Annotated in this window: 19 protein-coding genes; 4 read left to right on the plus strand and 15 right to left on the minus strand. The window is 25.7% G+C overall.

Annotated features, from left to right (window positions below):
* Positions 1-37: 37 nt before the first annotated feature.
* The 3 genes from BUA70_RS08160 to BUA70_RS08170 all read right to left on the minus strand — a co-directional run bounded on the left by BUA70_RS08160 (position 38) and on the right by BUA70_RS08170 (position 4,991).
* The gene (locus BUA70_RS08160; protein WP_072896166.1) at positions 38-1,765 is read right to left on the minus strand and encodes an ABC transporter substrate-binding protein; all 1,728 of its coding nucleotides are present in this window, start codon (positions 1,763-1,765) and stop codon (positions 38-40) included.
* Between the two features lie 662 nt (positions 1,766-2,427).
* Positions 2,428-4,167, minus strand: coding sequence for a peptide-binding protein (locus BUA70_RS08165; protein WP_242977324.1), 1,740 nt, complete (start codon positions 4,165-4,167; stop codon positions 2,428-2,430).
* Positions 4,168-4,493: 326 nt separating this feature from the next.
* Positions 4,494-4,991, minus strand: a complete 498-nt coding sequence (locus BUA70_RS08170; RefSeq protein ID WP_072896170.1) for a TspO/MBR family protein — start codon at positions 4,989-4,991, stop codon at positions 4,494-4,496.
* Positions 4,992-5,114: 123 nt separating this feature from the next.
* Between BUA70_RS08170 and BUA70_RS08175 the strand changes: the two genes are divergently transcribed.
* Together BUA70_RS08175 and BUA70_RS08180 are read left to right on the plus strand one after the other, a co-directional pair.
* A complete protein-coding gene (locus tag BUA70_RS08175; protein ID WP_072896173.1) occupies positions 5,115-5,798 on the plus strand; it encodes a response regulator transcription factor in 684 nt (227 codons plus the stop codon).
* A 2-nt stretch (positions 5,799-5,800) separates the two neighbouring features.
* Positions 5,801-7,243: a sensor histidine kinase gene (locus tag BUA70_RS08180; protein ID WP_072896175.1), complete on the plus strand. Its 1,443-nt coding sequence runs from the start codon at positions 5,801-5,803 to the stop codon at positions 7,241-7,243.
* 99 nt (positions 7,244-7,342) lie between these two features.
* Here the strand turns inward: BUA70_RS08180 and BUA70_RS08185 are convergent, their stop codons facing one another.
* From BUA70_RS08185 to glsA, 12 genes are all read right to left on the minus strand, one after another.
* The gene (locus tag BUA70_RS08185; protein ID WP_072896177.1) at positions 7,343-9,358 is read right to left on the minus strand and encodes a sensor histidine kinase; all 2,016 of its coding nucleotides are present in this window, start codon (positions 9,356-9,358) and stop codon (positions 7,343-7,345) included.
* A complete protein-coding gene (locus BUA70_RS08190; RefSeq protein ID WP_072896179.1) occupies positions 9,348-11,285 on the minus strand; it encodes a PAS domain-containing sensor histidine kinase in 1,938 nt (645 codons plus the stop codon). The genes BUA70_RS08185 and BUA70_RS08190 overlap by 11 nt, the downstream gene beginning before the upstream one ends.
* Before the next feature lie 221 nt (positions 11,286-11,506).
* Positions 11,507-13,537, minus strand: a complete 2,031-nt coding sequence (gene ptsG / locus BUA70_RS08195; protein ID WP_072896181.1) for a glucose-specific PTS transporter subunit IIBC — start codon at positions 13,535-13,537, stop codon at positions 11,507-11,509.
* A gap of 117 nt (positions 13,538-13,654) precedes the next feature.
* Positions 13,655-14,572 carry a tetratricopeptide repeat protein gene (locus BUA70_RS08200; RefSeq protein WP_072896183.1) on the minus strand — a complete coding sequence of 306 codons (918 nt, stop codon included), beginning with the start codon at positions 14,570-14,572 and terminating at the stop codon, positions 13,655-13,657.
* A 62-nt stretch (positions 14,573-14,634) separates the two neighbouring features.
* Positions 14,635-15,561, minus strand: a complete 927-nt coding sequence (locus tag BUA70_RS08205) for an alpha/beta fold hydrolase (protein WP_072896186.1) — start codon at positions 15,559-15,561, stop codon at positions 14,635-14,637.
* Positions 15,562-15,633: 72 nt separating this feature from the next.
* Entirely contained in the window at positions 15,634-16,218 is a 585-nt protein-coding gene (locus BUA70_RS08210) for a protein kinase (protein WP_072896189.1), read from the minus strand.
* A 133-nt stretch (positions 16,219-16,351) separates the two neighbouring features.
* On the minus strand, positions 16,352-17,296 hold the full coding sequence (locus tag BUA70_RS08215) for an L-lactate dehydrogenase (RefSeq protein WP_072896191.1): 945 nt from the start codon (positions 17,294-17,296) through the stop codon (positions 16,352-16,354).
* 95 nt (positions 17,297-17,391) lie between these two features.
* Positions 17,392-17,958 (minus strand): lytic transglycosylase domain-containing protein, encoded by a 567-nt coding sequence (locus BUA70_RS08220; RefSeq protein ID WP_072896194.1) that lies wholly within the window; start codon positions 17,956-17,958, stop codon positions 17,392-17,394.
* Positions 17,959-17,975: 17 nt separating this feature from the next.
* Positions 17,976-18,575 carry a dephospho-CoA kinase gene (gene coaE, locus BUA70_RS08225; protein WP_072896197.1) on the minus strand — a complete coding sequence of 200 codons (600 nt, stop codon included), beginning with the start codon at positions 18,573-18,575 and terminating at the stop codon, positions 17,976-17,978.
* 10 nt (positions 18,576-18,585) lie between these two features.
* Entirely contained in the window at positions 18,586-21,186 is a 2,601-nt protein-coding gene (gene polA / locus BUA70_RS08230) for a DNA polymerase I (protein ID WP_072896199.1), read from the minus strand.
* Between the two features lie 14 nt (positions 21,187-21,200).
* Complete coding sequence (gene aroC, locus BUA70_RS08235; RefSeq protein ID WP_072896202.1) at positions 21,201-22,340, minus strand: chorismate synthase; 1,140 nt, start codon at positions 22,338-22,340, stop codon at positions 21,201-21,203.
* Positions 22,341-22,681: 341 nt separating this feature from the next.
* Positions 22,682-23,599 carry a glutaminase A gene (gene glsA, locus BUA70_RS08240; RefSeq protein WP_072896204.1) on the minus strand — a complete coding sequence of 306 codons (918 nt, stop codon included), beginning with the start codon at positions 23,597-23,599 and terminating at the stop codon, positions 22,682-22,684.
* A gap of 86 nt (positions 23,600-23,685) precedes the next feature.
* On the opposite strand from glsA, the gene BUA70_RS08245 reads away from it, so the two are divergent.
* Together BUA70_RS08245 and BUA70_RS08250 are read left to right on the plus strand one after the other, a co-directional pair.
* A complete protein-coding gene (locus BUA70_RS08245) occupies positions 23,686-24,759 on the plus strand; it encodes a GerMN domain-containing protein (protein WP_072896206.1) in 1,074 nt (357 codons plus the stop codon).
* Positions 24,760-24,841: 82 nt separating this feature from the next.
* Positions 24,842-26,071, plus strand: coding sequence for an aminopeptidase (locus BUA70_RS08250; RefSeq protein WP_072896209.1), 1,230 nt, complete (start codon positions 24,842-24,844; stop codon positions 26,069-26,071).
* Positions 26,072-26,253: the final 182 nt, after the last annotated feature.

Consider the following 26,253-nt stretch of genomic DNA (forward strand, 5'->3'; position numbering starts at 1 on the left):
AAGTATATTATTTTAACTTTTAAAATATTATTCTATATTAATTAGTAGAAATTTCTGCTTTATAAATATTATCAGTCCAAGAAACATATGCTGATGGATTAATATTCTTAACTTTAGAGCTTATTACAGTACACTTTTTATTATTATTTAAGAATATATATGGAAGATCATCATTTATAAGTTGCATCCACTTTCCATAGATTTCTTTTCTCTTTTCTTGATCAGTAGTTGCAATTCCTTCTTCCATTAATTTATCAGATTCTTCTGGATGCCATCCTACAGCATTAAATCCACCTGGTACATCTTGACTCTTTGAGAAAATTGCTGATGGATCTGGATCTATTGATAAGTTCCATGCCATATTATAAATTTCAAAATCTCTCTTATCATTAACTTTTTCTGATAATGTTGCAAATTCCATAAGCTCTGGAGTAACCTTTATACCAAGTTTTCCCCAGCAATCTTTAACAATTGGAATCAAACTATCAACATAGTTAGAATCAGTATAAGTTAACCAACTTATTTCAAATGGAACTCCATCTTTTTCTCTAAGTCCTGTTTGTTTATTCATCTTCCAACCAGCTTCATCTAATAATTCATTAGCTTTATCTGGATTATATTCATATTTTTCTAATGAATCCTCTGAAGGATACGCCCAAGATACTACAGCACCATGAGTATTTTGCACTGCACCATATCCTTGATAATAGTTATCTATAAAGCCTTTTCTATCTAGCCCATACATTAAAGCCTTACGAACTTTTTTATCTTGGAATTTAGGATTTCTTAAATTTAATCCTATGTAACCATAAGCACTTTGGGGATATAATTGTAAATCCAAGAAACCTGCACTTTGAAGCATTTGAATATTTTGCTTTTTAGCTGCAACATCATCTATATCAACATTTCCTGCTTCAAGTTCTTGTATGTTTGTTTTAGCATTTGTAACCTTCATTATGATATTTGGAATCTTAGGTTCACCTTGCCAATAACCATCATTTTTTTCAAAACTTATGTACTGTCCTTGTTCAAATTTTACAAATTTATATGGACCAGAACCTACTGGTTGTAAGAATTTATCTTTTAAAACTTGAATATTTCCTTTTTCAAAGTTATATACACTCTTTGGCATTATGCCATAACCAAAATTATAAAGTTGTGATGCATTTACTTTCTTTAAAGTAAATGAAATTGTATGTGGATCTATAACTTTAATACCAGATACAGATTTAGCATCACCATTTCTATATTCTTCATAACCAACTAATCCCTCTACAGCATCTGTTCTTGGTCCATCATACTTAGGATCGCAAATTGCTGTATAAGTAAATGCTACATCATCTGCTGTTAAATCAGAACCATCTGAGAATTTTATGCCATCTTTTATTTTGAAGGTATAAGTTTTACCATCATCTGATATTTCTGGTAAATCTGCCATATTAGCAGTTGCATTTCCTTTTTCATCATTTGATAATAGTCCTTCAAATATTAAAGAATTAACAGTACTATCATAAGTTGTACTTGAATATATTGGACAAAATTGTCCTGCTGGGTTCTGAGTACCTACTATTAATGTATCTTTTCTCTTTTTAGATACTTCTGGGATTTTAGATGGATCCTTTGCTTTAAGAATCTCTTTTTCTGTAGATTCTTTGTTTCCTGATTCTTGATTACTTGAAACATTATCACTTCCGCCACCACATCCTGCAAGAGCAAATGAAGCTGACATTAGTAAACAAAGTAACGCAATTGACTTTCTTTTCATTAATTTTCTACTTAGATTATTATTTTTTTATTTAAATCTAAGTAGATTCACCCCCTTCTTTATTAACTTATTAGCTCATCATTTTAATGTTAATCATTTTCTAACAATAGATTAATATATTTAAATTGCCCCATAAAATATAATTAATAATATTGTCAGTTTTTTTTGAATGTTAACAAATTTTAAATCTTTATATATTTATACCACAAAATTTATAAATGTACAACATTTTCTAATTAAAAATTTACATTATTGTAATTTATTTTTTAAGCATATCCTTCTTTGTAGAATTATTTTTTATCAATTTATTACTTTTTTGGCCCTATTTTTAATAATCTTTATTATTCCTTACAAATTATGTATGTGAATTTTTTGGAATTTATATTATTATTAATTTTATTTATATTAAATAAAATTCTTTGCAATTTATTAAAAAATTTCTTGAATAAGTTAGTTTATTATAAAGAATTTATTGAAAAGCTTTTATATTAATTGTATAAATATAAAGAAATTTTTTCAAAACTATATTAATTTACTTTTTTTATTTTTTAAATAATAAATTATATATAACAAAAACCATTATTAATAAATAAAAAGAAGGAGCAATCTCCTTCTTTTTATTTGTAATTTAAGTTATATTGATTTAATATTTACTTTTAAAATTAAGGTGTAACTAATTCTACTTCATGAATATTTGCTGTCCAATTAATATAAGCTGATAACTCTAATCCTTTAACTCTTGAACTAACAGCTACACATTCTTTATTAGATCCTAAGAATGTATAAGGAAGTTCATCATTAACTAATTCATTCCATTCTTGATATATTTTCTTTCTTTCTTCTTGATTTGTTGTTGCTAATCCCTTTTGGATTAACTCTTCTGATTCTTGTGGATGCCAACCTGGACCATTAAATCCTCCTGCTGAATCTTGAGCTGCTGAAAATATTCCTGATGGATCTGGATCTATTGATAAATTCCACGCCATATTGTAAACGTCAAAATCATGTTTTGTATGAACTTTCTCTGACAATGTTCCAAAGTCCATAAGTTCTGGAGTAACCTTAACCCCTATAGCTTCCCAGTTTTCCTTGATTATAGGAATTAAGCTTTCTACATATTTAGATTCTGTATAAGTCATCCATCTAATTTCTAAAGGAACTCCATCTTTCTCTCTTATCTTTGTAGTTTCATTTAACTTCCATCCTGCTTCATCTAACAATTCCTTAGCTTTTTCTGGATCATATTTATAAGGATTTAATTTACTTTCATCTGGATATGCCCATGAAACTGGTGAACAGTGAGTATTTGATATAGTAGCATATCCTTGATAATAGTTATTTAAAAATCCTTCTCTATCTATAGCATAAGTTAAAGCTTGACGAACTCTTTTGTCTTCAAATTTAGGATCTCTTGTATTATATCCTAAATATCCATAAGAATTTTGAGTATATAATTGTATATTTAAAAATCCTGCACTTTGAAGCATTTGAATATTTTGTTTATTTGCTGGTATAGAATCCATATCTACATTACCTGATTGAAGTTCTTGTATATTAGTTTTTGCATTTGTAACCTTCATTATAATTTTAGGAATTTTAGGCTCTCCCTTAAAAAATTCAGGATTTTTTTCAAAGCTTACATATTGCCCTTGTTTAAATTCTACAAACTTATATGGACCTGATCCTATAGGTTGTAAAAACTTATCTTTTAACACCTGAATATTTCCCTTTTCAAAGTTATAAACACTCTTTGGCATTATTCCATAACCAAAATCATATATTCCAGAAGCTTTTATCTCTTTTAAAGTAAAGGAAATATTATAGTCGTCTATAATCTTTATTCCTTCTACAGTTTTTGCATCACCATTTCTATACTCTTCATATCCTAATAACTTTTCAACCGCATCAGTTCTAGCCCCATCATACTTTGGATCGCAAATTGCAGTATAAGTAAATGCTACGTCTTTAGCCGTTAATTCTTCTCCATTAGAAAATTTAATTCCCTTTTTAAGCTTAAAGGTATAAGTTTTCTCATCTTCTGATATCTCCCAACTTTCAGCTACATCTGGTATAGGATTTCCCTTTTCATCATTACTTATAAGTCCATTAAACAAAAGTTCACAAACTCTTTGATCATAAGTAGTATCTGAATAAATTGGGCAGAATTTTCCTGATGGATCTACTGTTCCTACCACTAAAGTATCATCTCTCTTTTTAGCTACTTCTGGAATTTTAGAAGGTTCTGATGCTTTAAGAGTTTCTTTTAATTTACTATCCTCTTTATCCTCACTTTGAGATTGTTCATTACTAGCCGGTGGCTCTTTTTCACCAGAATTACATGCCCCTAAAACAAAAGAACTTGCCATAAATAAAGTTAACAGTGCTATTGATCTTCTTTTCATAATATACTATATATCCGTCATCTATTAAGTAAACGAATATATAGATTCACCCCCTTTATTCTACTTATTGATTTTCGACATTCTTTGCTTATTTATTTTTTAATTCTTATAAACATTTATTTAATTAATAAATACAATAAAATTATTAACAAATTTTAAATGTTTATATATTTTATACCATATTTTAACTTATATAACAATATTTTTTATTCATTTTATTATAGTTTTTTGTTTTTTTATTTAATTTTAATTAAGTAAATAAGTTTTTTCTAAATAATTATTCTAAAAATTGTAATTCATATGAGCATTTATAATTTTATAAATTACTACATCTCATTCAATTTCCAAATATAAAAATTTAATACTGATGCATAAGATAACCAAATTATATAAGGGATAATAAGTAATGCTGATATCTTATCAATTTTGTAAAACTTAATAAAAGTTATAAATGATAATATTACTAAAAGAACTATTACGATAAAAGATAGGCCGTAAAGTCTTAACAAGAAAAAAATATATGGCCAAAAAAAGTTTAAGGCCAGCTGACTAAAATTAAAAATATATGCTGTCTTTATATCCACTCCTTCCTTTTTATATTGATATATTCTGTAAGTCGCTATAGCTATTAATAAATAAAGTATTGGCCAAACTACACCAAAAATCCAATTTGGCGGTGCAAAATTAGGTTTATTTAAGATTTCATATTGTTCTTTAATATTAGTTATAAAAAAAGTCGTTATTATTGGTATTCCAGATATTAATAATAAAGTAATTAAAAAATCTCCTATATTTACTTTATTATCTACCTTAAATAAATTCATATTATTCCTCCTTTATTTATTAATTTATTCTGATAAATACCTTTATATTACAAATACTTATTTTTACTTTTAAAATAAATATATGTTATAATCTATTAACAGAATTATTAAAGAGGTGAAAATATGAATATACTTTTAGCTGAAGATGAACTAGATATAAGAAATCTTATTGAACTTCATTTAATTAAAGAAGGCTTTAATGTTTTTTTAGCTGAAAATGGTGAAGAAGCTATTGAAATATTTGATAAAGAGGATATAAATCTTTCATTATTAGATGTTATGATGCCTAAAAAGGATGGTCTTGCTGTATTAAAGCATATAAGATCTAAAAGCAAAATTCCTGTAATTTTTTTAACTGCAAGAGGGGAAGATAATGATATAATATTAGGTTTAGGATTAGGAGCAGATGATTATGTTATAAAACCCTTTAGTCCAATAGAACTTATAGCAAGAATTCATGCTCAACTTAGAAGATATTATAAATATAATAGCGATGCTGTATCTAATGAAATAACCTTAGGAAATTTAAAGTTAAACAAGGAAAGTTGCTCTATAGAAAAAAATCATATTCCACTAGAATTAAATGCAAAAGAATATAAAATTTTAGAACTTTTAATAGAGAATGCTGGGAAAGTATATACTAAAAAACAACTTTATGAAATAGTATGGGGTGAGCCTTATTATGGTGATGATAATACTATAATGGTTCATATAAGCCATATAAGGGATAAGATAGAAGACAATCCAAAATCTCCAAAATATCTAAAAACCATTAGAGGAATAGGCTATAAAATGGAGAAATTTTAATTATGAAAATTTTCAATCACAAACCTAAAAGAAAAAAATTAGCAAATTTACTTTTAAAAAATTATATTATTTCTTTTATACTTATGTCTTTTGTTATATTATCTTCTACGATTATAGCTACTTTCGTAGCTTTAATTTATTTTGATCTTTTGCCATCAAATATGCATGATCCTAATATACTTATGAATGAAAATTATAAATCTATAGATTCTTCTAAATTAGAAGAATTAGGTGGATTTATTTTAATAGTAGATAAGGATTTTAATATAATATACTCTAAAGGTGAAGTTAAAGGTTTTAATGATAAAATCACCCTAGATGACTTTAATAGAATGATTAATGACTCAGATTATTCAGAGGTTCCTTTAGATAGTAAAGAAGATTCTAATGATTACATATATAAATCAAGTTATAACAAAGAAAAAGGATTTATGCTAATTGTTGCTATTCCAGCTGATAAATATCGTGAATTCACCACTAGAAAAACTAAGATTAATGGTAAAGAATTTGCATCTATTTCTATTTTAATATGTGTTTTATTACTTTCTCTTATATTTATAATCTATTCTAGAATAACTTCTAGATATTTTATAAAGCCTTTAAAAAAATTAATTGATGGTGCAAATAAACTTGCCCATGGAAAATATGATGCTAGAATAGAGCTTGAAACTACTAATGAATTTGCAGATTTATCTGATGCTTTCAATGTTATGGCAATGAAAATTGAAAAGGAAAGAAAATTAAAAGAAAAATCTGAAGAGCAAAGAAAAAGATTAATTTTAGATATATCTCATGATTTAAAAAATCCTCTTGCAAGCATTATGGGATATTCTAGTTATTTAAATAAAACAAATGATATATCTAAGGAAGATTTAAAAAAATACTTATCTGTTATAGAAAGTAACAGTATACGAGCTAATGATTTAATTCAAGAGCTATTTCAATTTTCTAAATTAGAAAGTCCTGATTTTTCTCTTTCATTAAAAAATCAAGATATTTGTGAATTTTTGAGGACCTTAATTGCAAACTATATAACAGAACTTGAGGATAAAGGTTTCATTTATGATTTTGAAATTCCTGAAACTCCAATTTTAGTAGACTTTGATAGTAAAAATTTAGATAGAGCTTTTTCAAACATCATAACTAATTGCTTAAAATATAATCCTCCTGGCACTAAGTTTATAATAACTTTAAATAGTTATGAAGATCATATTAATATTATTTTTTATGATACTGGAATAGGCATTGATAAATCAAAAATAGAAACTATTTTTAATCCTTTTGTAAGGGTAGATGAATCTAGAAACTCAAAAAGCGGCGGCACTGGCTTAGGTTTAGCTATTACAAAATCAATAGTTCTAAAACATAAAGGTTCTATAAATTTAATTTCAAATTTAGGAGAAGGTTCTAAGTTTATTATAAACATTCCTATTTCTCAAAAATAATATTAATATTTATTTTCATATAGAAAGATTTTTAAATTTATCCATATAATAAAAAACTATGAAACTAAATTTTATAAAGTTTAGTTTCATAGTTTTTATTTATATATATATATCTGAAAACTCTATATCTACCTTTTCCTTTAATTCATTAATATTATAAAATTCCTCTTTTTCATAATAAGATGAGTAGTCTATATCTTCCCTTAAAATATCAAAAGTTAAAATAAACTGTATTTCCTCTTCCCGACTTTCAAGAAGAATGTTGCCACCCATAAGTTCTGTTAATGATTTAGTTATAAAAAGGCCAAGTCCACTTCCTTCTTTTCTAACTGCAAAAGGCTGATTAGCCTTTGAAAATATTTCAAAAATATCTTCATCATGAACCATTGGAGATGTATCGTTCTTTACTGTTATTACAACCTTATCCCCTTTTATTTGTATTGTTGTCCATATTTGACCCATAACTTTTCCGTACTTTACACTATTAGATAATAAGTTTAAATATATCTTTTCTAAAAATTCTTTATCACATCTTATAAATATCTCCTCATACTCTGAATCAAAGGTAAATTTAAAATTCATTTTTTCAAAATAAACATAGGCAGCTTCTGCAACACTTTCTATTAACTCTACCACATTTACTACCTCTAAATTAGGAGTAACATACCCCTCATATATTTTATTAGTTTCTATAAAGTTATTTATAGTTCTTATAAGTCTTAAACAATTCCTTTTTATATTTTTTCCATTATTCATAAGTCCATTTTTATTTTTATCATTAATATATATATCATTTAATTGAAGAGCTGAAAATATTACATTCACAGGAGTTCTAAGTTCATGTGATATATTTGTAAAAAAGTCTCTTTTTAAATTTTCTTCTGTTAAATAATTTTCTAGTTCCTTTTTTAATAAATTCACCTTAAAGCTCTCTGTAATATCCTTTATTAAAATCATTAATGAATTATCACTTATTAAAAAATCATTAAACTGACATTTTCTGTAGTTTCCTTCTGAATCTTTATAACTAAATAAAAAATTATTACCTTTTTGTTCTAAGTTAAACTTAGATATGAAATCCATTTTGTTTTTTATAGTTTTTGTAGACATATTAAGAGTTTTTAATAAATCTAATCCTGTCTTATTTAAATAAGCTATAGATTTTTCATCTAAAATTATGACTGGATCTTCTATTGAGTTTATTAAATCTTTATATTTGCCTTCACTTTTTTTAATCATTCTATTTAAGTCTTTTAAAAGATTCATTCTATCACTTAAAATCTTGTTATAATATTCCCTATCTTTTTCTATAACTAAAAGTTCTGTATATATTTGATTATATGTATTATTAACTAAAAATTCTGATATAGATTCATATATTGTGTAATAGGCTAAATATTTAAATACATGTACTATAAATAATAATCTTAAATCATAGATACCATCTGTTAAATATAAAATTTTACTAGATGTTTGATATATACCTAAAAAAGCCATAAAGGTAAAAAGATAGAATTTTTCTATAGCAGTCAATTTTAATTTTCCAAAGGTAAATAATAATATTCCTATAACATATATTACAGTTAGTATTATGAAGTTAGCTAACCAAAAGTTTCTACTGATATATAAAGACACATATCCTCTGCTTATCATAGAATAATTTATTGTTAGTAAAATAGCTAAAACTCCTGAAAGAAGTATGTTTAACTTAAAGTATTTACTATACTTAATTCTATATTTATAAGCAAAATATGCAATTATAAATATACTATATTCTCCGTAATTAACAGCTAAATATGAGAAATTATTTAGTTGATAATGTATTCCACCTACTAAATATGCCAAATTGATTATTTGAACAAAAGTAATAGTAAAAAAACTTATACCTATATAATTAAATAGATTTCTATTCCTAGTAGTATATTTAGAAATTGAAATTATTCCTATAACTAGACCTATGGTTGTACATATAGCTTCTATAATAATTTCTGTCATTATATAATCATTAGTTAAAAAATAATATACTATATTAAGGAAAAGTATTATTAAAAATAAAACACTTATATGATATCTTTTATTATTAAATTGAAGATATATATCTTTATTAAAATTCATAAATACACTCCCTCATAAAAGTTATTATTACCTTTGTTCCTCTATCCTTTTTACTTTCAATTTTTATAATTCCACCTTGAAGTTCTACTAAGTTTTTTACAACATATAATCCAATACCACTATTTCTATAAGAAATATCTTTATGCTTTTCTTCTATACTATATTTATTAAATGCTTTCTGAAGAAATTTTTCATCCATTCCTTTTCCATTATCTTCAACATTTATATCTACATAAACTCCTCTTATCTTTAAAGTAACTAAAATAACTCCTGCTTTTGTATACTTTATACTATTAGACACCAAATTAAGAATTATTCTTTCCATAAAGTTTCTATCACATAATACAAATATCTCTTCTTCATCAGTATCAAATATTAGTTTGATATTATTACTTTTGCTGTACTCAACCATATGAGTAACTGTATTTTCTATAAGATCTACTATATTTATAATTTCAAATTGTGGCTTTAAATAATCGTTATTAATTTTTGAGCAATCTATAAGATTATTAGTAAGTCTTATTAAGGTCATACAATTTTCTTTATTTATTCTATTATATTTTTTTATAGATTCGAAGTTATCATTCTCTAAAAAAATATTTTGAAGCTGCATTGCACTATATATAATATTTACTGGTGTTTTTAAGTCATGGGAAATATTAGATAAAAAATCATTTCTAATTTTTTCTTCTAATTTCTTTTTCTCTACTTTAGACTTCATATATTCAATATTTTTGTCATCAGTAATATCTTGAAATATTAATATATTCTCATCTAGAATTACATTGTTTCCGAATCTTCTAACTTCTAATTGAATATTTTTATCACTGTTTTTAAGCTCCGCTTCTATACTTAAAGTTTTATTTATATTTTCATCAATATCTTCTTTAAAATTAACAATATCTTTTATGTTTTTATTTATTATCTTCTTTATATCGTTTAACTTAAAAAGTTCTTTAAGACTCTTGTTTGCATATATTACTCTTGAATTTTCCCTATTAATTATAGCAATAGGAAGAGGTAAATTATTAAATAAATTCTTATATGTAGATTCAGATTCTTTTAATTCTTCTTGAAGTTTTTCTAATTCTTTGTTTCTATTTATTATTTTTCTATTTATTTCATATAATTGTTCATTTCTTTTATATAAATCTGTAAACAATAGATTATATGGTTTATTAAATAATTTATCTAATATAGCAGTAAATATTATGCTATAAGCAAAACATTCCCCTATATTTATAAGAAATAATAATTGCTTATTAAACTTACTTATTACAAATAAATTTAAAAAATCACTAATTAAAATTAAAAATATAAATAATTTAAAATAACATACTTTATCTTCTTCTATACATTTTTTATTTCTTAGTTTAAACAATATAAAAAACAATGTGAAAATTGTAATTAAAGACACTATATATTCTATTGATATTCTATTTTTATAATTTGAGTTCTTTATGTTGTATTGGAGAATAAATATAACAGCTGTACAAAAAACATATATTATATTTGCCTTCTTATAAGAGATATTATTATTTAATATCTTATATCCCCAATATACAAACATTCCCTCACTAAATTCTAAGGAAATATCATAATAATGATGATTATAAAGAAGTAATAAACTCTCTCTAGAATTATTAGGTTCTATGTGAAGAATACTTATAGCCGCTATAAATAAAAATGCTATTCCTGTAAACAAAAAAAAGTCATGTTTTACATAATTAGATGTTACAAAAGCAATAAGCATAGTTGATAAACATAAAATAATGCAACATATATGTATTATATCTTCTGTTATTTTATAATCCATGTATTTTAAACAAGAAAAAAATACAATTAATATAATCCAAAATAAACTTATATTTTTAAATTTACTTTTATTTATGTATATTAATTCATAATTATGAATTTTATTTTCCATTATAACTCCTCCTATAACATTATCTTACATTATTTTACTTCAAATAGGAATAGTATTTTATACTTTGCATATCATTGCACATTTTACCATAATTATGAATTTATTTAAACTTTATGCATTTTCAAACAAACAAAAAAGCCATAACTGATATTTTTTATTTATCAATTATAGCTTTTTAATTTCTATAAATTTTATATAAAATTTTAATAAAATATAAAAGATTATTCTTTTACTACCTTTGCTACTATATCTTCTCCACCTTTTATATTAATATTTTTGTCAATAACTATTTTTTGATTTTCCTTAAGATTAGTAAAAACTATAGGTGTTATTATTGAAGGAACTTTATTTTCTATTTCTTTTATATTTACTTCTAAAAGTTTTTGCCCAGCTTTTACAGAATCACCCTGTTCTACAAAAGCTTTAAATCCTTCTCCATTTAAAGAAACAGTATCCATTCCTACATGTATAAGAATTTCTAATCCGCTTTCAGATGTAATACCTACTGCATGCTTTGTTGGAAATAAAATAGATATAGTTCCTGATACTGGAGAAAATACTTCTCCACCAGAAGGATTTATAGCAAAACCATCACCCATCATCTTTTGAGCAAATACTGAATCTGGCACCTCAGAAATATCTAACACTTTACCAGACAAAGGTGCTACTATACTTTCATCACCTATTTCTAATCCTTCCTTTAATAATTCTTCCCTAGATGGAACATCTTGAACCTTTGTTGGAGGTTTTCCTTCCATAACATCTTTTATTTGAGATTTTAGAGTATCTGATTTAGGTCCAAAAATAGCTTGAATGTTATTCCCAACTTCCATAACACCAGCTGCACCTAGTCTTTTAAGTTCTTCTTTATTAACTTTTTCATTATCTTTAACAATAACTCTTAATCTAGTTATACAAGCATCTAAATTATTTATATTTTCTTTGCCACCTAAAGCTTCTAAAACTTTAATTGGAAGATCGTCTACTAAATCTGTAGATACTAAGTCTTCTTTATTATCTTCTCTTCCTGGTGTTTTTAAATTAAATAATCTAATTGCAGTTCTAAATAAGAAATAATAAATAACTGCAAGTACTAATCCTACTACTATGACCAAATACCAAGGGGTTCTATTAGGAATTACTCCAAATAAAATAAAATCTATAATTCCTCCTGAAAAAGTCATACCTATTTTTACATTTAATAAATTCATTACCAAAAATGAACAACCAGCAAGTATACAGTGAATTCCAAATAAAATTGGAGCTACAAATAAGAAAGAAAATTCCAAAGGCTCTGTAATACCTGTTAAAAAAGAGGTAAGTGCTCCAGAAACCATAATCCCTGATACAACTTTTTTGTTCTCTGGTTTAGCTTCTTGATATATTGCTAATGCTGCTGCTGGAAGACCAAACATCATAACTGGAAATTTTCCTGTCATAAAAGTTCCTGCTGTAAAATTAACTCCGTCTTTTAATTGTGAAAAGAATATATTTTGATCTCCAATTATAAGATTTCCTGCTTTATCTATATATTCTCCAAATTGGTACCAAAATGGATTATACCAAATATGATGAAGTCCAAAAGGAATTAATGCTCTCTCAATTATACCAAATAAAAAAGCAGAAAGATTTCTATTTGCATCTATCATACTTTTTGAAAAAGCAAAAAGTCCACTTTGAATAGGTGGCCATATAAAGGTCATTAATATTCCTAATAATAATGCTGCCACCGCTGTTACTATAGGTACAAATCTCTTTCCTGCAAAAAAACCTAAGTATGGTGGTAATTGTATATTATAAAACTTTTTATATAAGAAGGATGCTAAAACTCCTATTATAATACCACTAAAAACCCCTGTTTGAAGTGTAGGTATACCCATAACTAATGCATACATCGGGTCTTTAGTCATATCTAATGTAACTCCAACAAATGTACCCATAGTTACATTTAAAATCAAGAAACCAACAATAGCTGCAAGTCCAGCAACTCCCTCTCCGTCTGAAAGTCCTACTGCAACTCCTACTGCAAAAATAAGTGATAAATTACCAAATATAATATCTCCTGCATTTTCCATAACACTTGCAAAAAGTTGAAAGCCTGAAGATGCTAAAAAGGGAGCATTTTGCAGAAAAGCTGGATTTCTAAGCATATTTCCAAAAGCTAATAATAATCCTGCTGCAGGTAATAATGCAACTGGAAGCATTAAAGCTTTACCAATCCTTTGTAACACACCAAAAAATTTTTTACCCATTGTTTTTCTCCTTTCCTTCAATTACTATAGAGTTATTCTTTCCTAGTACTTAAAATTTTATTAAAAAAATTAAGGCTTAATTATAAAACATATAATTAAGCCTTAATATAAATTTTTTTATTTTATTGTTTTTATAAACTCTATAAAGTTTTTTTCATTTTTAGTTTTTATAAGTTCATCATCTTCTTTTATATATTGAAGAAATCCTGGATAGAGTTTCACTGCTTTTATTAAGTCTTTAGAACTCTCCTCTATCATATTTAAATTCACATAAAAACAGCTTCTATTATAATATAAAAATTCACAATTAGGATTATATTTTATTCCCTTAGATAATATTTCTAATCCTTTTTCTATATTACCTTCTTCTTTATATAAAACAGCTAAGTTTAAAAAAGAGTATGGATAACCTGGATTTTTATTAATTGCTTTTTTATAATAACTTTCAGCCTTATTTATAGAATTAAATTTTTTACATACTACTGCCATATTAAATAAAGCCATATAATGAGAAGGTTTTATTTCTAATGATTTTTTAAAATATTTATAAGCTTTATCTATTTCCCCTATTTCGTCATAGATAGAACCTAAATTTAAATTTCCCCAAAAGTCTAAAGGAGATATTTTTAGTAATTCTTTATAGTAATATATGCTTTTCTCTTTATTTCCCTTTAAATCATAAGCATTAGCTAAGAAGAAATAAGCTTTATCATAGCAAGGATTAATTTCTATTGCTTTTTTGTAATTTTTAATAGCTAAATCATATTCCTTATCTTCATCATAAATAACTGCAAGTCCATAATATCCTCTTCCGTTATAAGGATTAATTTCTATTGCTTTTTCGTAATACTTTTTAGCTTCTTTTCTTTCTCCTAATTCATCATAAATTAATGCTACATTTATATAAAAATCTTCATTTTTATTATCTAATTCTAAAAGTTTTAAATAATAATTTAAAGCTATTAAAAGTTTTCCTTTTTCATAGGCCTCTTCTGCTTTTTTTAATATATTATTTATAAAAATTTCATCTTTCATCTGTAATCCTTTCTAAAAGCATAAAATAAGAGAGGAAAACCTCTCTTAAAAATTATTATAATTTAATAAACTCTACTTTTCAACCAAGATAAAATATCCTCTATAACCTGATCCTTATTATATTCGTTAAGCATTTCATGTCTTCCATTTTTATATAATTTAAATTCAACATCCTTTATTTCTAAATCTTTATAAATATTATAAAGATTAAGTATTCCCTTACCAAAATTACCTACAGGGTCTTCTTCTCCTGCAAAAATATATATTGGAAGATTCTTAGGTATTTTATTTAAATTTTTTTTATTATGAATATCTTCAAATCCATTAAATAAATCATAATAAAAAGATGATGTACAAGTAAATCCACAATACTTATTATCTATGTATTTATCTACTTCTTCATCAACACTACATATCCAGTCATAACTAGTTCTAACAGGATTAAAATGCTTGTTAAAGCTTCCAAAGGATAGTTTTTCTAATTTACTACTTATATTTTTTCTTCCTTTTCTATTCATTTCAAATTTAGCTATAGCTTTCCCTAATTTAACTAGAGGACTTGGTTTTCCATTAGTTCCTGATAAAATAACTGCTTTTATTTCACTTCCATAAAGTTCTATATATCTTTGACTTAAAAAGGAACCCATACTATGACCAAATAAAATTATAGGTAAATCTTTATTTTCTTCTTTTATTATATCTGTTAATTCCTTTATATCATTAAGCATCCAATTAAAGCCATCATCATCTGCAATATATCCCAAAAGATTCTTTTTAGCTGTAAATCCATGACCTCTATGATCATGACCATATACAATATATCCATCTTTACATAACTTTTCTGCAAAATAATCATATCTAGTTATATTTTCAGCCATTCCATGTACAAGCTGAATTACACCTTTCATTTCTATATCATTATCTGGAGTCCATTTATAACAATTTATCTCTAAATCTTCTTTATCTTTAAATTTAAAGTTTTTTCTCATTAATTTCACCTCTATACGATGTTATTGCCTTTAAAAATATTATACAATTTTAATATAGATTTATACAATTACTTATTTAAACTTAAACTTTATATAATTTTCAAAGTGCTCCTTCCATTCCTTCGCTAGCTTCTTATCTTTTTTGTAAATTGTTTTTAAAAACTTATCTAATACATTAAGATTTTTTAAGCCCTTCATTAAATGCCTTGGAAATCCTACCACTTTCTTATAATTATTTTTAGGATCTATAATTTTTATTTTATCCTTTGATACATATATATCCTTACATCTTATATCTATCCTTCTAAACTTTAATTTTTTAAACTCCATAAGCATATAATAAAGCTTTAAAGCAAGTTCTTTTGATAATCCATTAATTTTAATATAATCATCTAGTCTTTCACCTTTTACATATTCTCTTACTATATAGTTAGTATTCGCTTCATAAACCTTTGGAAAGTACTTAGATCCCTTAGTTTTTGTTAAAATATAAAGCTCATCTCTCCATATTTTTTCTTCCCTAAATATTTTTAGAATTCTATTATTAGGAAGTAAAAAAACTATTCCTTCATGACCTTCTGCTAGTAATTTACCTTTTTTTAAATCTTTTTCTAAATCATTTGAAAGCTCTACACTATAATCCCAATGTCTAACCATATAAAACTCCATTAAATTATTCTTATTAATTTATATTTTATATAAAGATTATAAAGAACTTTTTCATATATAAAAAATAAGATAGAATAAAAATTTAATTTTATTCTATCTTAAATTAAGTTTCTTTTAAATATTATTTATTATTTTTAGAAACATCATTATATACTTCTTTTAAGATTTTAACAGATTCCTCTAACTTTTCTTTTTCCTCTTTTTTTAGTTCTATTTCTAAGATTTTCTCTATACCATGTTCTGATACTATAGATGGAACTCCAATATAAACATCATCTAATCCGTATTGTCCTTCTAAGTGAGATGATACAGTTAAAATTGATTTTTCATTTCCTGCAATAGCTTCACATATTCTTGTAACTGCAACTGCTATAGCATAATAAGTAGCTCCTTTTTTTGCTATAACCTCATAAGCAGAATTCTTAACATCATTTTCTATTATATCTTCAATATCTTTATCCCAATCTAAAGATAATTGTTCACAGCATTCTTTTATTGGTATATTAGAAACTCTTGTAGAACTCCAAGTAACCAATTCTGAATCTCCATGCTCTCCTATTACATAAGAGTGAATATTTCTTCCATCAACTCCTACATATTTTCCAAGCAAAGATTTTAATCTTGCAGTATCTAAAACTGTTCCTGAGCCTATAACTCTATGAGCTGGTAGTCCTGATAATTTATATGTTATTTGAGTTAATACATCAACAGGATTTGCTACAACTAAAAATATAGCATTAGGGCTTAACTTTGCAAGCTTTGGTACAAAACCGCTAAAAATTTTATAGTTTTTATCTACTAAATCTAATCTAGTTTCTCCTGGTTTTTGAGCTGCACCTGCTGTTATTATAACTATATCTGAATTTTTAGTATCTTCAATACTACCTACAGTAACTTCTACAGGTTTTAAAAGTGAGCTACCATGCATTAAATCTAGTACCTCTCCCATTGCCTTATCATTATTTATATCATTAATAACTAGTTTTGATGATAATCCTTTTTGTAGTAGTGAAAAAGCTGTTGTTGCTCCTACAGCACCAGCACCTATAATTGATATTTTATTCATCTTAAGCTTCTCCTTTTACTAAAAATTTCATTTGATTAATTTAATTATATATTTTTATCCCTTATTTGACAAGTTTTATTAATTAATAACATTTATTAACTAATTGCTTTTATATATTTATTTCTGTATAAAAATTTATATATTTTATAATTAGTATTAACCTTTTTAACATATTTATCCGTTTCTTTAAAAGGAATATAATGAAGATCTTTCCCATTTTTAGAATATTGATTATCTTTTAGCCACTGATTTACTTTTCCTCTTCCACCATTGTAAGCTGCTAAAACTAAGTCTTTATCACCAAACTCTTTTTTTAAATTATCTAAATACCAACAACCCATTCTTACATTAAATTCTGGATTTTTTAACATATCTTTATTATAATCAGTAATTCCCATTTGTTCCGCTGCCCATTTTGCTGTTGGATCAGTAATTTGCATTAAACCTTGTGCATCTTTATGAGATGCAGCATTAGAATTAAAATTACTTTCTGCTTTAATTACAGATAAAACAAATAAGGGATCAAGATTATATTCTTTGCTATATTTATTGACTATATCACCATATTTATAAGGATACATATAACCATATAGAACTTTTATAGAACCAAATATGATAATAACTATAAATACTAATGTTACTATAAGCTTTTTTAACTTCATATTAATCTCCAATCATATTACTTATACATATTTAAAATATCTATAATATCATCTACTTGTTTCTTAGTTTCAATTAAGCTACCACCATTGTCTATTATAAAATTAGCAAAATCTTTTTTCCTATCTAAAGATAGTTGAGAATTTATTCTGTTTATAGCTTCTCCTTGAGTTAACTTATCTCTTTCCTTTAATCTTGTAAGCTGAACTTTATTATCAACCCAAACTAAAATAATATAATCCATATCCTCGTTTAATTTTGTTTCTATTAAAGTAGGAGCATCTAAAATAACTACCTTTTCTCCTGCTTTTTCAAAATTATCAAATTCATTAAAGATTTCTTTTTTTATATAAGGAATTATTATATTTTCATATTTAACTCTTTCTTTTGGAAACCTAAATATGTGATTTCCAAATTCTTTTCTTCTAAATTCTCCTCTCCAATCAAAGAAATTGTCTCCAAAATTCATTCTAACCTTATCTAATATTTCAGGATATTTCTTTAAAACCTCCCGTGCAATGATGTCAGCATCAATTAGTGGAAAGTTTGCTGATTTAAACATTAAAGAAACTGTACTTTTACCTGATCCAATTCCACCAGTTAAGCCGATTTTAATCATTTTTCCCCTCCTATTTTACATCATACCAAGTATTTCCTGTATTTATGTCTACTTCTAATGGTACGTTTAATTTAATTACATTTTCCATTTCTTCTTTAACTAAATCTCTTACTTCTTCTAATTCTTCTTTAACTACATTTAATATTAATTCATCGTGAACTTGAAGTATAATTTTACTTTTTAATGATTTTTCATTTAGTCTCTTATACACATTAACCATAGCAAGCTTTATTATATCTGCCGCACTTCCTTGAATAGGTGCATTCATAGCAAGCCTTTCTCCAAAAGCTTTTACCATTTTATTTGAAGCTGTAATTTCCGGAATGAATCTTCTTCTATTCATAATAGTTTTAACATATCCATTATCTTTAGCTTCCACTAATATGTCTTTAAGATATTTCTTTATATTAGGATATCTATCAAAATATATATCCATATACTCTTTTGCTTCTTTTCTTGTTATATTAAGATCTTGAGCCAAACTAAAATCACTAATTCCATATACTATTCCAAAGTTTACCGCCTTTGCTCCACTTCTCATTTCCTTTGTAACTTCATCTATAGGTACATTAAAAACCTCTGATGCAGTTTTTGTATGGATATCTGAATGATGCTTAAAAGCATTTATCATATTTTCATCTTTAGCTATATCTGCAAGTACTCTAAGTTCTATTTGAGAATAGTCTGCTGATAAAATAACATCATCTTTCTCCCTAGGTATAAATACCTTTCTTATCTCTCTTCCCATTTCATATTTAATAGGAATATTTTGAAGATTAGGTTCTGTTGATGATAATCTTCCCGTAGTTGTAACAGTTTGATTAAAGTTTGAATGAATGCATCCATCTTTATCTATTACAGCACTTAATCCTTCTATATAAGTTGAATAAATTTTAGATAACTGCCTAAAGTAAGTTATTTTATTTATTATAGGATGCTTATCTGATAATTTTTCTAGAACTTCAGCATTAGTTGAATATCCAGTTTTTGTTTTCTTTATAACCGGAAGGTCTAACTTTTCAAAAAGTATTTTTCCAAGTTGTTTTGGTGAATTTATATTAAAACTTTCATCAGCTAAAGTGAAAATTTCTTTTTCAGTTTTCTCAAGCTCATCTTTAAATTTTACCCTAAGCTCATTTAACATATTTTCATTGACTTTAAATCCTAACTGTTCCATAGAAGATAAAACCTCTGCTAAAGGTAACTCTACATTAAACAGCAAATCTTCCATAGAATCTTTCTTTATCTTTTTATATAAACACTCATAAAGATCATTTAAATAGGAATTAAGTTTAATTAAAATCTCCTCATCTTCACCTTTTGGATCTTTTCCTAAGTATTCATTTACTAAGGTTATCAATGGATACTTGCCCTTTGATGAATCTAATAAATATGCTGCAATTGCAGTATCAAAATATAGATTTTTAAGGTTTATATTTTCTTTTCTTAATGCTGTTAAAGCATTCTTTATATTATTAGAAATTTTCTTTATGTCCTGATTTTCTAATATACCTTTTATTAGAGAAAATACTTCTTTATCTTCTTTTAATGTTTCATAAGAAATTATATAATTTTCATTCTCTATAGATATAAAAATATCTTCTATAGATAATTTTGAATACACCTCTTCATCTTTTAAATTAAAAGTTATAAATATTTTATCCTTTATAGAATCTTCTAAATTCTTAATATCTGAATAACTTTTAACTTTTGTATATTGAATTGACTGATCTTCTATTGAATCTTCTTCTAATTCAAGCTTTTTTAATACTGTTGGCATTTGTAATTTAAATAAAAGTTTTCTTAATCCATCTATATCAAAATTATCTTGAGATTTTATCTCGTCTAAAGAAAATTCAACAGGAACATCTGTTTTTATGGTTGCTAATTTTTTTGAAAATATAGCTTGCTCACTATATTCTGTAAGGTTCTCTTTAAGCTTTTTACCACTTATATTATCTATATTACTTAAAACACCCTCTACAGATCCATATTCTTTTATAAGTTTATAAGCAGTTTTTTCTCCTATACCAGGAACTCCTGGAATATTATCTGATTTATCACCCATAAGTCCCTTAACATCTATAAATTCTGTAGGAGTTACTCCATATTCCTCTATCATTGCATTTTTATCGTAAACTTCTGTTTCTGTTACTCCTTTTTTAGTAAGGACTATTTTTATATTATCAGAAGCTAATTGAAGAGCATCTCTATCTCCTGTTACTATATAAACTTCTATATTATTTTTTTCTGCATACTTGGCAACAGTACCAATTAAATCATCTGCCTCAAAGCCATCCATTTCAAAAATTGAAATGCTTAAAAGATTTAGCATTTCTTTTACAATAGGGAATTGCTCTCCTAGCTCATCTGGCATTTTCTTTCTTCCAGCTTTATAGTCTTTATATTCTATGTGTCTAAAAGTCTTAGCTTTCCTATCAAATGTTGCAACTATATAATCTGGTTTTATATCCTCTTTCATCTTTAGAAGCATATTAGTAAATCCATATACTGCATTTGTATAAATTCCCTCACTAGTTGAAAGTAATGGAATTGCATAAAAGGCTCTATTCATTAAACTGTTTCCATCTAATATAAGTAATCTCTCCAAAGTATCTCCTCCAGTTAATAAAGAGTTGAAAGGAATCTATAAAGATTTGACTTTATTTCCTCCAGTTCATCCCCTCCAAATTTTTGTAAAAATTCTTTTAATATTTCAAAAGCACATATATTTTCAATTACCACCGCTGCTGGTACTACTGCACAAACATCAGATCTTTCATATCTACTTTCCACATTAAATTTATTGACTAAATCTACAGACCTTATACCACCTTTTATTGACGGTATAGGTTTCATAAGAGCTGTAAATTCTATGTTTTCTCCATTTGAAACACCAGCTTCTATACCACCTGCATTATTGGTATCTCTTATTATTTTACCATTTTCATAAAAAATCTCATCTTGAAAATTCTTTCCTAAAAGAGATAAATCATTTATTCTACCAAAGGAAATAGACTTTATTCCTTGAAGAGACATAATTCCCTTGCTTATTATAGCATCTAGCTTTCTATCCCACTGTGAATAACTTCCAAGGCCTAAGGGAACACCTTTTATTGATACAAAAATTGTACCTCCTATAGTATTTCCTTCCTCCTTGCATCTATCAATTAATTCCTTTGCCCTATTTTCACAATGCTTATCAAAAATACTAACCTGACTTTTTAAAACTTTTTCCCAAACTTCCTCTTTATATAAATCACAATCTATATCATAAACTTCACCTATAGATTTTACTTTACTTCTTATTTCTATATTAAAATTATTAAGTACTTGTTTACAAAAAGCTCCTACTGCTGTTCTTATAGCAGTTTCTCTTGCTGATGTTCTCTCTATAACATCTCTTATATCACCGGTTCTATACTTATAAAATCCTACTAAATCTCCATGACCAGGTCTTGCATTTTTTATTATTTCTTCTTCCTTTGGCTCTCTTTTAAAAAACTCTTTCCAATTATCATAATCTTTATTATAAATAACTAAGGTTACGGGATTTCCTGTGGTTTTGTTTCCTCTAAGTCCAGACCATATTTCAACTTTATCACTTTCTATGGCCATTCTTTTTCCTCTTCCATAACCTTTTTGTCTTCTAGATAATTCTTCATTTATTTTCTCAATATTTATTTCACAATTTGAAGGAATACCTTCCAATATAGCTACTAATCCCTTGCCATGAGATTCTCCTCCATCTAAGAATCTTAGCATCCTCATCTTCCTTCCTTTGTATTAATAATGATTACATTATAATATAACATACCCTTTAATTAAATCATAATTTTCTGTCTTAAAAAATAAAATTTTTATTAAATTATAAAATTAATTCTTTAAAATTTAATACTTATTGTAACTTAGTAAACTTTATTATAAACCAATATATTTTTATATGATTATTTATAAATACAGAGTTTAATTTTTATTTCTCTATATTATTAATTAAAAAAGTCATAGATTAAAGATACTAATCTATGACTTTTTTAAATTTATTTTTAATTTTTTATATTAATATCTTAAAAATATTCAAATATATATTATTATATCCTGTTAAATTAAAATATACTTAAATCTAATTCTTCTGACAAATCCTTAAGTAAGTGTATTCCAGCTATACTATTTCCCTTTTCATCTAGAGCTGGACCAAAAACTCCTATTCCCATTCTATTTGGTACAGCTGCCATTATACCTCCGCCAACACCACTTTTAGCTGGTATTCCAATATGAACTGCAAATTCTCCTGATGCATCATACATACCACATGTAACCATTATAGTTTTAACTATTCTACAAACTTCTCTTGAAATTATTCTCTCTCCACTCCATGGAAGTATTCCATCATTTGCAAGTACAGCCCCTATTTTAGCTATATCTCTACAAGTAACATTAATAGAACATTGTTTAAAGTAAAGATCTAAAACTTCATCTACATTTTCCTTAAATATGTTATTGCTTTTCATGAAATAAGCTAATGCTCTATTTCTATCTCCTGTTTCCTTTTCTGATAAATAAACATCTTTATTATAATCTATATTAGGATTTCCTGTTATTTTCTTTGTAAAATCTAAAATTCTTTCAAATTTCTCATCTCTATCTTTTCCATATATCAGAGATGTTGTTACAATGGCTCCAGAATTAATCATTGGATTAAAAGGTTTAATAGGATTCTTTATTTCTAAATTTACAATTGAATTAAACCCATCTGCTGTAGGTTCCATTCCTACCTTTGAAAACACATTATTTCGTCCATTATCCATTATTGCTAATAAAAGAGAAAGTACCTTAGATATACTTTGAATTGTAAAAGGCTTATCACAAACTCCCATAGAATATTCTTTTCCATCAAGAGTAACTACAGAAATTCCCAAATCCTCCCTATTGGCTTTACTAAGCTCTGGTATATAAGATGCTAAATTTCCCTCTTTTGTATATATTTCGTTATTTTTTAATATTGTTTCTAATAATTTATACATGTTTTCCCCACCTTTTTATATATGATATAATATAAATTATAAATTTTTTAAATATGATAAAATTTTTATTATAATGGAGTGAATTTATGAAGAATTTTTTTATTACATTTATAGGAATAATTTTTTTAATCTTTACTTTCTTTACTATAAGTAAAAGTTCCTCTAAAATTGCATATATGCCAAACTTAATTGAGAATGATAAAAATTTAGAATCTTTAGATTCAAAATCTGTTCCTTCCGGTAACGTTAATATGGATCTTATTAAATATTTACCTACTAAAGTAAACACAGAATTAATCTACTCAACACCATATAAAGACGATTTAATTTATATGTACATTGAAACCTTTGACGGAAATAAACTTCAATTTAAAACAACAGATCTTTCAAGTAATTCTAACTATCTTTTAAAGATTTGTGAAGATAATATATCTTTAGTTTATTATGAAGAACATTCTATTAAAAATTCACATTTATTAGATAAAAAAAATAAAAATGAAATTTTACTTAAAAGTCCCCTAAAAGTAGGTACTAAATGGTCTGATGATAATTATGATTCTAATGAAATAACTTCCTTAAACAAAAAGATTTCCACATCCTTTAAAGAATTTGAAACTATTGAAGTTACTTCAAAATCTCAAGGATTGATTTTAAAAAGATACTATGCTCCTAATGTAGGACTTGTAAAAAGTATACTAGAAACCGGTGGTAAATCTTATGTTTATGAACTTAAAAGCATAAAAGAAAATAGTCCTTATAAAAAAAATGTGCGAATTTTCTTTTATGATTCTTTAAACGATTATTGTTATTATGAAGATAAAGATATTTCCCAAGAATATGGTATAAGTAATAAAGATTTATACCAATCAGTACTAAATGATCCACCATATAACTCAGCTACTTTATTATCAAAGTCTAATATTAGTATAAATAGTATTATACTTTCTGTAAATGATTCATTAGCAAAAGTTGATCTTGGTGATGATCCTGAAATATATTATTTACCTAATTTTAAGATTAAATCCTTAATTTTAACTTTAGTAAACACTATATGCTATAACTACAATGTAGAAAAATGCCAAATAACAGTTAATGGACAACCATTTTTTCAAGGTATATATAATATTAATACTTCTAATTTTTATAATATAAATGATTGATAAAATAATTTGGACATATAACTTTTTTTATGAGAAAATAAAGTTAATAAAGTATTTATTTTCTAAGAAGGGACTGAGTTTAATGAATAGTGAAATGTTAGAAAAGTATGCTACATTGGCTGTTAAAACTGGTGTAAACATACAAAAAAATCAAACTCTTGTATTAAGAACACCTATAGAATGTGCTGATTTCGCAAGAATTATAGCAAATAAAGCTTATGATTTAGGAGCAAAGGAAGTAGTTGTTCTTTGGAGTGATGAAAAATTATCAAAAATCACATATTTAAAAGGTGCAGATGAAATTTTTGATTCAATGCCTAAATGGCAAGTGGATTCCCTTGTTTCCTATGCAAGAGAAGGAGCTGCCTTTTTAAGTATATTTGCCTCTGATCCTGAACTTATGAAAGATGTCGATCCTAAAAGAATTGCAAGGGCTAGTAAATCAAGAAGTATAGCTCTTAAAGAATTCTATGAAAGAACTATGACTAATAAAAATTCTTGGTCAATAGTTGCAATTCCTACTATAGGTTGGGCAACTAAAGTATTTCCTAACTTAACAAAAGATGAAGCTGTAGAAAAGCTTTGGGATGCTATATTTAAAATAGTAAGAGTAGATAAAATGGATCCTGTTAAAGCTTGGGAAGAACATACTAATAACTTAAAAGAAAAAATGGACTTTTTAAACTCTAAGAGTTTTAAAAGATTACATTATAAAAACTCAAAAGGAACAAATTTAACTATAGAATTACCAGAAGGCCATATTTGGGCAGGTGGAGCAGAAAAAACTCAAGATGGTATTGAATTTATTGCAAATATACCTACTGAGGAAGTCTTTACATTACCTAAAAAAACTGGTGTTAATGGTGTAGTACATAGTTCAAAACCTTTGAATTATAATGGTAATTTAATAGATAATTTCTCTTTAACTTTTAAAGATGGTAAAGTTTGTGACTTTACTGCTGAAAAAGGTTATGATACTTTAAAACATTTAATAGAAACTGATGAAGGCTCTCATTATTTAGGAGAAGTTGCTTTAGTTCCTTATCACTCACCAATATCTTTATCTGGCATAATATTTTTCAATACATTATTTGATGAAAATGCTTCTTGCCATTTAGCTTTAGGTAAAGCATATGCTGCATGTATAAAAAATGGAGAAAATTACACTGAGAAAGAATTAGATAAACTAGGTGTAAATAACTCCTTAACTCACGTAGATTTTATGGTTGGTACTAAGGATTTAAATATATTAGGAGAAACAAAAGACGGAGAAAAATGTCAAATATTCTTAAATGGTGATTGGGCCTTTTAATAAAAAAAGCCTCCTTAAGCAAATTATATATTCTTTGCTTAAGGAGGTCTTTTATATTTTTATGTATATTTTAAAAGTTATTACTATAGTAAAATATTAAGATATTAATTAAAAATTAAGAATTTTTAATATTTTTGTAATAATATTGAATATAGGCTGTTATTTTAAAGTATAAGTATATT

Source organism: Clostridium fallax, assembly GCF_900129365.1.
In the GTDB taxonomy this organism is placed as follows: Bacteria; Bacillota; Clostridia; order Clostridiales; family Clostridiaceae; genus Clostridium_AH; species Clostridium_AH fallax.